This window comes from Vibrio sp. V42_P2S4T144, from assembly GCF_009904715.1.
GTDB classification, from domain to species: Bacteria; Pseudomonadota; Gammaproteobacteria; order Enterobacterales; family Vibrionaceae; genus Vibrio; species Vibrio alginolyticus.
The window spans coordinates 1-10472 of sequence record NZ_WXWS01000165.1 but is presented as its reverse complement, the minus strand read 5'-3'; the positions used below and the strand labels follow the sequence as shown (position 1 = coordinate 10472).

Here is a 10472-nt window from a genome sequence, read left to right as displayed (position 1 = left end):
CGAAAATGTATGTAAATCTCACTCATTTAAATGAGCAATTCTGGTCTAGGATTTAAACACTTCGTGCTAATTCGGTCATAAACCATGAGAAATTGCAGGGATATACTCGACTTTATTTAATTGAACAGTGCTTTAAATTCAACGCCAATGTGCTTATGATTGCAGCCTAATAAATGTACCGACGTTACTTTATTAAACGTAGAATTCAACTCCGATGAGTATCTGCTTGATGATTCCGTGAGTTGCAACGCTCCTACAGTAGAAGAGATGATATGTCGAACAACGATTTAGTCACCGTGAACAACCTCACTTTTTCACGGGGAGAACGCATGATCTTTGATGATATTGATCTGCATGTTCCTGAGGGCAAAGTGACGGCCATTATGGGACCATCGGGAATTGGTAAAACAACACTGCTGCGTTTGATTGGTGGTCAGTTGTATCCCGAGCAAGGAGAGATCTGGTTTGATGGCGACAATATTCCCTCTCTCTCGCGTAAAAAACTCTACCATGCTCGAAAGAAAATGAGCATGTTGTTCCAGTCAGGGGCTTTATTCACTGATTTGAATGTTTTTGATAATGTCGCCTTTCCATTGAGAGAGCATACCGATTTATCGGAAGACTTGATTCGCACCATGGTGTTACTCAAGCTCGAAGCTGTCGGTCTGCGCGGCGCGGCGCAATTAATGCCGAGTGAGCTTTCAGGTGGTATGGCAAGACGCGCTGCTTTGGCTCGTGCAATCGCTCTTGACCCTGATCTGATCATGTACGATGAGCCGTTTGTGGGGCAAGACCCAATTACTATGGGCGTTTTGGTTGAGCTAATTAGCAATCTAAACCAAGCGTTAGGTTTGACCTCTATTGTGGTTTCTCACGACGTACCTGAAGTCATGAGTATTGCTGACTGGGTATACCTGATGGCCGATGGAAAAATCATCGCCTATGGTACGCCAGAAGAGCTGACTCAAAACTCTGATCCTCGTGTCCAGCAGTTCTTACAAGGTGATGCCGACGGTCCTGTACCGTTTCGTTTCCCTTCTCAAAGTATCGAAAAGGACTTATTTGATGGTCGATAACTTCATTCACTTTGTCGCCTCGCTGGGTCGACGCACGCTTTCTATTTGCGGAGCATTTGGTCGTGCGACTTTCATGTTGATTGGGGCGCTATTTTCTAAGCCACAACCGATCAGAAGCTTTCCTCTGCTTGTTAAGCAACTTTATTCTGTTGGTGTTCAGTCGCTGGCGATCATCGTCGTATCTGGTCTGTTCATTGGAATGGTTTTGAGTCTACAAGGCTATGTTGTGTTGGTGGATTACGGCGCAGAAGGCAGTTTGGGGCAAATGGTAGCGCTTTCGTTACTCCGTGAATTAGGACCTGTTGTTACTGCACTTTTGTTTGCTGGTCGTGCCGGTTCTGCGTTAACCGCAGAGATAGGTCTAATGAAAGCAACGGAACAACTGTCTAGCCTTGAAATGATGGCGGTAGACCCATTGAAACGAGTGATTGCACCACGGTTTTGGGCTGGGGTTATCTCAATGCCTTTACTGGCTATGATTTTCATGGCTGTGGGAATTTGGGGCGCTCAGCTTGTTGGTGTTGACTGGAAAGGCGTTGATCACGGCAGTTTTTGGTCAGCGATGCAGTCCTCTGTTGAGCTAGGACAAGACATTGGTAACAGTATGATCAAATGTTTTGCGTTTGCAATTACGGTTACTTGGGTCGCTCTATTTAACGGTTATGATGCTATTCCAACATCGGAAGGGATCAGCCGAGCAACTACGCGCACTGTTGTGCATTCTTCTTTAGCAGTACTAGGATTAGACTTTGTACTGACCGCATTGATGTTTGGGAATTAATCATGCAACAAACACGTAAAACTGAATTATGGGTTGGCAGCTTTGTATTAGCGGGAATTTGCGCGATTCTTGTGATGATTTTTCAAGTTGCTGACGTAAAAAGCATTGGCTCTGGTGATACTTATACCCTCAAAGCCGAGTTCGATAATATTGGCAGTTTAAAAGTTCGTTCGCCCGTAAAAGTGGGGGGCGTTGTGATTGGTCGAGTAAGTAGTATTTCGCTTAACCCAGACAACTTATTGCCAGTTGTAACACTATCTATCAATAGCAAATACAATCAGTTCCCAGAAACGTCGAGCGTACAAATTTTGACATCTGGCCTGATTGGTGAGCAATACATTGGTTTAGTACCTGGCTTCGTTTTTGATGATGAAGTCATGCTGGTGGATGGTGATACCATCGAAGACACCAAATCGGCGCTTGTGCTTGAAGACTTAATTGGTCAAGTACTCTACAGCGTAGGTGGTTCAGACGACTCAAGTAAGGAATAACTATGTTAGCGAGATTACTACTTTCAGTTTGTGCTGTGTTTAGCGTCTTTGGAGCAACAGCAGCAGAGGTGGATAAAACTGAACCTTATAAGATGATGAAGCAGGTAGCTGAAGTCACGTTTGAAAGATTGAAAGCCGAACAGCCGAAAATCAAACAAGATCCAAATTTACTTAAAGTGATCGTTGAAGAAGAGCTAATGCCTTACGTCAACTACCGCTATGCAGGGTTAAAACTTCTTGGTCCAAACTTAAAAGGTGCTAAGCGTGAAGATGTACTTGAGTTTATCGATGCATTTCGTGCGTACCTGATTGCGTCTTATGCACAAGTGTTGACGCAATACTCTGACCAAAAAATTGAGTTTGGTCCTGAGCCTAGCATTGATGACTCTAAGCGTATTACAAGCATTAAAGTTGATATCATCGATACTCCGCGTCCAAACATCAAACTTGAGTTTAAACTGCGTAAAGACAACCAGTCTGGAGAGTGGGAAGCATTCGATATGATTGCAGAGGGCATTAGTTTACTTTCTAGTAAACAATCCGAATGGAACAGTAAAATTCGTCAAGAAGGCATTCTATCTGTTGCTAAAGACTTAGAAAAATTGGCCGCAGAACCGATCCGTTTCGAGGCGAAGAAATAATGGCCCAGACTCCCGTTCAGTGGCAATTGGATCAAAACATTCTTAAGCTAACAGGGGCACTTGATAGAGATACAGTGCCTTCATTGTGGGCGTATGCACAGCAATGGCAACCTGCTCAATCGGAGCTGGAATGCTCGCTAAAAGAGATAGAGCGCGTCGACTCTGCAGGAATGGTGATGTTAATCCACTTATTAGAGCATGCAAAAAAGCAAAACTGTCATATAATGCTCAGTTTCGTGCCGGCGCAACTGCGCACTTTGTTTCAACTGAGCAATGTTGAATCTTTAGTGGCCAAACACATACAGAATTATCAGGGGTAAATTGTGGATAGCGCAAAAGTACAACAGTTATTAGAAGAAGCACTAAACCTTCAAGAAGTGCATGTGAAAGGTGAAGGTAGCCACTATGAAGTGGTTGCTGTTGATGCTTGTTTCGATGGAATGAGCCGCGTTAAGAAGCAGCAGCTAATTTATGCTCCTCTGATGGAATACATCCAGCGTAACGACATTCACGCATTATCAATCAAAGCGTTCACACCAGAAGAGTGGGCTCGTGATAAGAAATTGATGTCGCTTTAAGGTTTATTGATGGAAAAGTTTCGAGTTATTGGGTCAGATAAACCACTAGTTGGTGAAGTGACCATTTCAGGTGCAAAAAACGCAGCACTGCCGATTTTATTTGCGTCTATCTTGGCGGAAGAGCCAGTAGAAGTGGCAAACGTACCACACCTTCGTGATATCGATACAACCATGGAATTGCTTAAGCGTTTAGGCGCGAAAGTAAGCCGCAATGGCTCTGTTCATGTTGATCCAAGCAGTATTACAGAATACTGTGCGCCTTATGACTTGGTGAAAACCATGCGTGCTTCTATTTGGGCTTTGGGTCCTTTGGTGGCGCGCTTTGGTCAAGGTCAGGTTTCTTTACCAGGCGGTTGTGCTATTGGCGCTCGTCCTGTGGATCTGCATATTTCTGGTTTAGAGCAGCTTGGCGCAACCATTACATTAGAAGATGGTTATGTGAAAGCAGAAGTGGATGGTCGTCTAAAAGGCGCGCACATCGTGATGGATAAAGTCAGCGTAGGCGCGACGATCACCATCATGTGTGCCGCAGCGCTGGCGGAAGGCACAACAACACTAGATAACGCTGCGCGTGAGCCTGAAATCGTCGATACCGCTGATTTCCTAAATAAGCTTGGCGCAAAAATCTCTGGCGCTGGCACAGATACCATTACGATTGAAGGTGTTGAGCGCCTAGGCGGTTGTAAACACAACGTGGTTGCTGACCGTATTGAGACGGGAACATTCCTTGTCGCAGCAGCAGTATCTGGCGGTAAAGTGGTATGTCGCAACACTAATGCTCATTTGCTTGAAGCGGTTCTCGCCAAGCTGGAAGAAGCTGGCGCGCTTGTCGAAACGGGTGAAGATTGGATCTCCGTTGATATGACCGACCGCGAACTAAAAGCGGTAAGTGTACGTACTGCGCCACATCCTGGTTTCCCGACGGATATGCAAGCTCAATTTACGCTTCTGAACATGATGGCTAAAGGTGGCGGCGTGATCACAGAGACTATCTTTGAAAACCGCTTTATGCACGTACCAGAACTCATGCGTATGGGCGCTAAAGCTGAGATCGAAGGCAATACGGTTATCTGTGGTGATGTTGAGTCACTCAGCGGTGCGCAAGTGATGGCAACCGATCTACGAGCTTCGGCTAGTTTGGTTATTGCAGGTTGCATTGCTAAAGGCGAAACCGTCGTTGATCGTATTTACCATATCGACCGTGGTTACGACAAAATCGAAAATAAACTGGCTGCACTTGGCGCAAATATTGAGCGAGTGAGCTAGGCAAGTTAAACTGCACCGCAGGTAACTTGGATATCAAGAGAGCCGAAACCTGAGTTTCGGCTTTTTTATATCACTCTCATGACCATATTTTCCCTTTATGGAAAGAGAGATATTAATAGCTGTATCTGGCAAAAGCCGGTTCCTGGAGAACAAGAATGATTGCACTGTTACGTGTATTTGCTGTCGCTATCTTTGCGATTGTTATGTTTATTGGTGGTTGTGGTTACTGCCTATTAAGCCCTAGAAACCCTAAGCACGTTTTCACTTTTGGCCGTTTGTTTGCCAAGATGTCTCGTGTGTTTGGGATTAAGTTAGAGTTGCGTATCCCTGAAGATGCGTATTCACGCGGCCAACATGTTTACATTGCTAACCACCAGAACAACTGGGACATGTTTACTGTTTCTGCGGCTGTGACTCCGAAAGTTGTGACAGTAGGTAAAAAGAGCTTGGCTTGGATGCCACTGTTTGGTCAGCTTTACTGGCTTACGGGTAACATTCTAATTGACCGAGCGAATCGCTCTAAAGCAAAAGGGACTATCGATCAGGTCGTGAGCAGCATGAAAGAAAGTGATGTTTCGGTGTGGATGTTCCCAGAAGGCACGCGTTCTCGTGGGCGTGGTTTGCTGCCATTCAAAACAGGTGCTTTTCATGCGGCAATTGGTGCAGGTGTGCCAATCATTCCTATCGTATGTAGCTCGACGAATAAAATTAAGCTGAACCGTTGGAACAATGGTCATGTGATTGTTGAAATGCTACCTCCAATCAGCACTGAAGGCTATGGTAAAGAGGGCATTCGCGAGTTAGCGAATATCTGTCGTGAACAGATGAAAGAGAAGCTTGAATCGTTAGATGAAGAAGTCAAACAGCGCAACGCTGCTTAAGTTTTACTGCGATATCATCACGAAAAGACAATAAAAAAACGGGTAGCCTGAGCTACCCGTTTTTTTATGTTTGTCAGCAAGTGCAATTATTTGCGAACAGCGATTGCTTCAATCTCGATGCCAACATCTTTTGGTAGGCGAGCCACTTCTACACAAGAGCGTGCAGGGTAGTTTGCTACGCCGTGCTCATCAAAGAACTTGCCGTAAACTTCGTTCACTGTGCCAAAGTCATTTAGGTCTTTAACAAAAACCGTTAGCTTTACAATATCAGATACTTTAAGACCTGAAGATTCAACTACAGCCTTTACGTTTTCTAGAGACTGACGAGCTTGTTCTGCGATATCAGCAGACACTTCACCTGTCGCTGGGTTTACTGGGATTTGGCCTGAAGTAAGAACCATGTTACCTAGATCTACGCCTTGAACGTAAGGACCGATTGCTGCTGGTGCAGACTCAGTGTGAAGTACTTTCGTCATTTGATTTTTTCCATCAGTTGTAGGGAATAAAGATTCTCAGTTTGCCTCTAAACCCTCGGTAGGTAAAGAGCAAAATACCCTGAGATTGCAGGGTATTTTAAACGTATCACAGCCTAGTCGTGCGGCGTGTTTATCGCTCGGTTACGATCTCGCGTGAGAACACTTTCTCGCAGTATTTACACTTTAGGCGGATTTCTTGTTTCTTCTCGAACACGCTAAAGCTGCTTTCTACTGGTTCATTATGAGAAATACAGTTTGAATTCGGGCATTCAAATACATCATTGATGCGCTCAGGAAGCTCTAACGCGAGCTTTTTCACCACTTCATAATTCTCGATTTGATTCACGGTCGCGTGAGGAGCATACAACGCTAGCTTGCTCGCTTGCTCTTCATTGATAAACACATTTTCGATTTTGAGTAGATCTTTATGACCGAGTGCTGATGATGGCAAGTTCAGTCCAATCGTTACGCGTTGTGATGAATTGTGCATATCGAACAGTCTTAATACTTTGATGCCGATTTGCGCAGGGATGTGGTCGATGACCGTACCATTTTTGATTGCTTCTACCTGCAATTGAGTTTCTTTAGCCATGATTTTTCCCCTCGATTACAGTGTTTCGTTTAGAACAAGCGCCAGCAGTGCTTGGCGAGCATACACGCCATTTTGAGCTTGCTGGAAGAAGTAAGCATGAGGCGTTTTATCAACATCAGTTGTGATTTCATCCACACGTGGTAGTGGGTGCAGTACTTTCAAGTTCTCACGCGCGCCTTCTAGTAGTGTCGCCGTTAGGATGTAAGCCGACTTAATATGTGCGTATTCCGATTCGTCAAAGCGTTCTTTCTGTACGCGAGTCATGTACAGAATATCCAGTTCAGGAATCACACTTTCCATGTCTGTGTGTAGGCTATATTGAATGCCAGCTTCGTCTAGTTCTTCGCAGATGTAATCTGGCATTGCCAGCGCATCTGGTGCAACAAAGAAGAAGCGGATGTTGTTAAACTTTGCTAAGGCTTGAGTCAGTGAGTGCACTGTGCGGCCATATTTTAGGTCACCTACGAATGCGACGTTCAGGTTGTCTAGACGCCCTTGTGTTTCCGCTATGGTGTATAGGTCGAGTAGCGTTTGAGTTGGGTGTTGGTTTGCACCGTCGCCCGCGTTGATCACTGGCACGCCATTTGAAAATTCAGAGGCCAAGCGAGCGGCGCCTTCTTGTGGATGACGCATCACAAAGGCATCGACGTAAGAAGAGATGACTTGTACTGAATCTGCGAGTGTTTCGCCTTTTTTCGCCAGAGAGGTATTACCATCATTATCAAAGCCAATCACGTCACCACCAATGCGCTGAATCGCTGTTTCAAACGATAAACGTGTACGTGTTGATGGTTCAAAGAAACAACTTGCAACGACTTTGTTTTTAATCAGTTCTGGTCGAGGTGCTTTTTTAAGGCTACCTGCTGTTTCTACGATAAGTTCCAGTTCTTCGCGTGAAAGCTCTGGAATAGAGATGATGTGCTTCTGGTAAAGCGAGTTCGCCATGATCTTCTTCCCTATAACATTGATGACTACATCCAAATAACCGAAAGGAGTTTTGGACATAAAAAAACCTCCCCAATGGGGAGGTTTTAAAATTCAATAGAATTAACGAAAATAACACCACGTAAGCGTAGTCGCTTAGCGAGAGCAAATCGCGTTTTTACGTCAGCAATCAGCGTGGTCATTTCTTAATCCTCAGACAAATTGCCGAGCATTATACGCTTAACTTTCGTGAGCGCAAGCGATTACATCATGGTTTTTATCGGCTGTTTTTGCGCGCTGGTTTAGCTTCCTAGCGTCGCAACCATCACGGCTTTGATGGTATGCATACGGTTTTCAGCTTCGTCGAATACGATGGAGTATTCCGATTCAAATACCTCTTCTGTTACTTCAAGGCCTTTCATACCGTATTTTTCAGCGACTTCTTTGCCGACGGTGGTTTCATCATTGTGGAAAGCTGGAAGGCAGTGCATGAATTTCACATGTGGATTACCCGTTTGCTTAATCACGTCCATATTGATTTGATAAGGTGTCATTAACGCTACACGTTCATCCCATGCCTCGGCAGACTCACCCATAGACACCCAAACGTCGGTGTATAGGAAGTCACAACCTTTCACACCTTCCTCAACGCTTTCTGTTAACGTGATTTTTGCACCGGTTTGTTGCGCGATAGTTTGACAAGTTGCCACGAGATCTTCTTCAGGCCAGAATGCTTTTGGCGCGACAAGGCGAATATCCATGCCCATTTTCGCTGCGCCCACCATAAGTGAGTTACCCATGTTGTTGCGCGCATCACCTAGGTAAGCGAAGGTTACTTCATGTAGCTGTTTACCACGGCCGTGCTCTTGCATGGTCAGGAAGTCAGCAAGGATCTGGGTTGGGTGGAACTCATCCGTTAAACCATTCCACACTGGAACACCAGCATAAGTACCAAGCTCTTCAACAATGGATTGGCCAAAGCCTCGGTATTCAATCCCGTCATACATACGACCAAGGACGCGAGCGGTGTCTTTCATCGATTCCTTATGACCGATCTGCGAGCCAGAAGGGCCGATGTAAGAGACTTGAGCACCTTGGTCAAAGGCAGCGACTTCAAACGCACATCGGGTACGAGTCGAAGATTTCTCAAAGATTAGTGCGATGTTTTTACCTTTAAGTGTCTTCTGCTCTGTTCCTGCATATTTAGCTTTTTTCAGCTCTGCAGACAGTTCGAGCAAAAACTGGATTTCTTTGGTTGAGAAGTCCAATAGCTTCAAAAAGTTGCGGTTACGTAAATTGAAAGCCATAGCTCGTCCCTTAGTACATGTGATTAGATTAATAGAATTCATTAAAACATATAAATGCTTTTATTGTGAATAATTATTTTTAATTAAAGCTAAAAAAGGTTGATGTATTCACATCAACCTTAGTTTTGATTCACCTAATGTAAAGGGACGAGTAAGTTATATATCGTCTCGTTCTATTGGACAGCTCATACAGCGAGCGCCACCGCGACCGCGACCAAGCTCGTTACCAGGTACTGTCAGTACTTTGATGCCAGCTTTATCGTATTTTTCGTTGGTGTATACGTTGCGTTCGTAACCAATTACTACGCCCGGTTTTACAGTTAGAACGTTATTGGCATCATTCCATTGTTCGCGTTCCGCTTCATAACTGTCACCACCCGTGGTGATGATTTTCAGCTGATCTAAGCCAAGAGCGGACTCAATCGCGTGCAGATAGTTATGTGAGGCTTCAACATGCATTTCACCGTTGCCTTTTGGTGTTAAGCGCCATGTGTCGAGATCTTTGCGCATGATCTCTGGGTAGACAGAGAAAGTATCTACATCCATATGGGTCATCACAGTGTCTAAATGCATACATGAGCGGTGTTTAGGCAGATCAATTGCAATAACCTCGGTAGCTTGGCCTGCTTTAAATAGGCTCGCTGCAAGGTTCTCTACGCCTTGCGCGGTCGTACGCTCAGACATACCGATCAGAACTGCACCTTTACCAATAACCAACACATCACCGCCTTCGACATTCGCATTATCATAATGCAGATCATCGTCACCGAAGTATTTGATAAAATCTTGGCCAGCAAAAATTGGGTGCCAACGATAAATCGCACGTAGGTGGTTTGTTTCACGTTGACGTGCAGGCATCATCATCGGGTTAAGAGAAACGCCGCCATAAACCCAACATGAGGTATCACGAGTAAAGAGGTGATTAGGCAGTGGCTCAATAACAAAGTCGAGAGGACGCTTCATTTTTGGCAGCATAGAAGATGAGGAGATCGGTAGCTCTGAGTAAGCTAAGCCACCTAAAAAGATGCAGGCAAGATGTTCATCATCCATTTCTGAAAAATATTGGCGTAGGTCTCGCGCAAATGTTGGCCCGTAGCGAAAGTCAGAAATCTGAGTGTTCAGCAGCCATTGTTTTGCTTCTGGAACGGCGAGGGTTTCGACCAGTAAATCGTGGAGGAGAAGCACTTCAACGTCTTGCTCGCGCAGCGTACGTGCGAATGCATCGTGCTCTTCACCTGCCGCTTCTACAGCAAGAACGTCATCAAATAGCAACTCATGACAGTTTGACGGAGTTAAGTGGGTTAGGGCGCGTTCAGGGCGATTTAATAGAACTCGTCGAAGTTGACCAACTTCTGATCCAACGTACAGCTTGCTCATTTTGTATCCTTACAAATTTTCCAGCCATTAGTTATGACAAGCTTCCTAGAAAGATGCAAGTTATCAAGCTTTGTTTATATTC

The 10472-nt window shown here is 44.9% G+C and carries 14 protein-coding genes; 8 read left to right on the top strand and 6 right to left on the bottom strand.

Annotation, left to right across the window (positions count from 1 at the left end; genetic code table 11):
- Positions 1–272: 272 nt before the first annotated feature.
- From mlaF to CAG68_RS05745, 8 genes are all read left to right on the top strand, one after another.
- Positions 273–1076, top strand: a complete 804-nt coding sequence (gene mlaF / locus CAG68_RS05780; protein ID WP_005388422.1) for a phospholipid ABC transporter ATP-binding protein MlaF — start codon at positions 273–275, stop codon at positions 1074–1076.
- The gene (gene mlaE / locus CAG68_RS05775) at positions 1066–1857 is read left to right on the top strand and encodes a lipid asymmetry maintenance ABC transporter permease subunit MlaE (RefSeq protein ID WP_005381100.1); all 792 of its coding nucleotides are present in this window, start codon (positions 1066–1068) and stop codon (positions 1855–1857) included. Before mlaF ends, mlaE begins: the two co-directional genes overlap by 11 nt.
- 2 nt (positions 1858–1859) lie before the next feature.
- On the top strand, positions 1860–2348 hold the full coding sequence (gene mlaD, locus CAG68_RS05770; protein ID WP_005381099.1) for an outer membrane lipid asymmetry maintenance protein MlaD: 489 nt from the start codon (positions 1860–1862) through the stop codon (positions 2346–2348).
- Between the two features lie 2 nt (positions 2349–2350).
- Positions 2351–2989: a phospholipid-binding protein MlaC gene (gene mlaC / locus CAG68_RS05765; RefSeq protein ID WP_005381098.1), complete on the top strand. Its 639-nt coding sequence runs from the start codon at positions 2351–2353 to the stop codon at positions 2987–2989.
- Entirely contained in the window at positions 2989–3309 is a 321-nt protein-coding gene (locus tag CAG68_RS05760; protein ID WP_054728869.1) for an STAS domain-containing protein, read from the top strand. The genes mlaC and CAG68_RS05760 overlap by 1 nt, the downstream gene beginning before the upstream one ends.
- 3 nt (positions 3310–3312) lie before the next feature.
- A complete protein-coding gene (gene ibaG, locus CAG68_RS05755) occupies positions 3313–3567 on the top strand; it encodes a BolA family iron metabolism protein IbaG (protein ID WP_005381092.1) in 255 nt (84 codons plus the stop codon).
- Between the two features lie 9 nt (positions 3568–3576).
- Positions 3577–4833, top strand: a complete 1257-nt coding sequence (gene murA, locus CAG68_RS05750) for a UDP-N-acetylglucosamine 1-carboxyvinyltransferase (RefSeq protein WP_005388419.1) — start codon at positions 3577–3579, stop codon at positions 4831–4833.
- A 155-nt stretch (positions 4834–4988) separates the two neighbouring features.
- Positions 4989–5714, top strand: a complete 726-nt coding sequence (locus CAG68_RS05745; RefSeq protein ID WP_005381088.1) for a 1-acylglycerol-3-phosphate O-acyltransferase — start codon at positions 4989–4991, stop codon at positions 5712–5714.
- A gap of 86 nt (positions 5715–5800) precedes the next feature.
- On the opposite strand, the gene CAG68_RS05740 is transcribed toward CAG68_RS05745, so the two are convergent.
- The 6 genes from CAG68_RS05740 to arcA all read right to left on the bottom strand — a co-directional run bounded on the left by CAG68_RS05740 (position 5801) and on the right by arcA (position 10390).
- Positions 5801–6190 carry a RidA family protein gene (locus tag CAG68_RS05740; protein WP_005381087.1) on the bottom strand — a complete coding sequence of 130 codons (390 nt, stop codon included), beginning with the start codon at positions 6188–6190 and terminating at the stop codon, positions 5801–5803.
- Positions 6191–6320: 130 nt separating this feature from the next.
- Positions 6321–6782: an aspartate carbamoyltransferase regulatory subunit gene (gene pyrI / locus CAG68_RS05735; protein ID WP_005381086.1), complete on the bottom strand. Its 462-nt coding sequence runs from the start codon at positions 6780–6782 to the stop codon at positions 6321–6323.
- 15 nt (positions 6783–6797) lie between these two features.
- On the bottom strand, positions 6798–7727 hold the full coding sequence (gene pyrB / locus CAG68_RS05730) for an aspartate carbamoyltransferase (RefSeq protein WP_054728866.1): 930 nt from the start codon (positions 7725–7727) through the stop codon (positions 6798–6800).
- Between the two features lie 86 nt (positions 7728–7813).
- A complete protein-coding gene (locus CAG68_RS05725; RefSeq protein ID WP_005381084.1) occupies positions 7814–7909 on the bottom strand; it encodes a hypothetical protein in 96 nt (31 codons plus the stop codon).
- Positions 7910–8008: 99 nt separating this feature from the next.
- Positions 8009–9013, bottom strand: coding sequence for an ornithine carbamoyltransferase (locus CAG68_RS05720; RefSeq protein WP_086047053.1), 1005 nt, complete (start codon positions 9011–9013; stop codon positions 8009–8011).
- A 156-nt stretch (positions 9014–9169) separates the two neighbouring features.
- The gene (gene arcA, locus CAG68_RS05715) at positions 9170–10390 is read right to left on the bottom strand and encodes an arginine deiminase (protein WP_005381082.1); all 1221 of its coding nucleotides are present in this window, start codon (positions 10388–10390) and stop codon (positions 9170–9172) included.
- Positions 10391–10472: the final 82 nt, after the last annotated feature.

Excerpts from the sequence above, each read along its gene's own strand:
- CAG68_RS05745 (WP_005381088.1), top strand. The coding sequence starts at position 4,989 with ATGATTGCACTGTTACGTGTATTTGCTGTCGCTATCTTTGCGATTGTT.
- arcA (WP_005381082.1), bottom strand. The coding sequence starts at position 10,390 with ATGAGCAAGCTGTACGTTGGATCAGAAGTTGGTCAACTTCGACGAGTT.
- mlaF (WP_005388422.1), top strand. The coding sequence starts at position 273 with ATGTCGAACAACGATTTAGTCACCGTGAACAACCTCACTTTTTCACGG.
- murA (WP_005388419.1), top strand. The coding sequence starts at position 3,577 with ATGGAAAAGTTTCGAGTTATTGGGTCAGATAAACCACTAGTTGGTGAA.
- CAG68_RS05725 (WP_005381084.1), bottom strand. The coding sequence starts at position 7,909 with ATGACCACGCTGATTGCTGACGTAAAAACGCGATTTGCTCTCGCTAAG.
- mlaC (WP_005381098.1), top strand. The coding sequence starts at position 2,351 with ATGTTAGCGAGATTACTACTTTCAGTTTGTGCTGTGTTTAGCGTCTTT.
- CAG68_RS05720 (WP_086047053.1), bottom strand. The coding sequence starts at position 9,013 with ATGGCTTTCAATTTACGTAACCGCAACTTTTTGAAGCTATTGGACTTC.
- pyrI (WP_005381086.1), bottom strand. The coding sequence starts at position 6,782 with ATGGCTAAAGAAACTCAATTGCAGGTAGAAGCAATCAAAAATGGTACG.
- CAG68_RS05760 (WP_054728869.1), top strand. The coding sequence starts at position 2,989 with ATGGCCCAGACTCCCGTTCAGTGGCAATTGGATCAAAACATTCTTAAG.
- pyrB (WP_054728866.1), bottom strand. The coding sequence starts at position 7,727 with ATGGCGAACTCGCTTTACCAGAAGCACATCATCTCTATTCCAGAGCTT.
- CAG68_RS05740 (WP_005381087.1), bottom strand. The coding sequence starts at position 6,190 with ATGACGAAAGTACTTCACACTGAGTCTGCACCAGCAGCAATCGGTCCT.
- mlaD (WP_005381099.1), top strand. The coding sequence starts at position 1,860 with ATGCAACAAACACGTAAAACTGAATTATGGGTTGGCAGCTTTGTATTA.
- mlaE (WP_005381100.1), top strand. The coding sequence starts at position 1,066 with ATGGTCGATAACTTCATTCACTTTGTCGCCTCGCTGGGTCGACGCACG.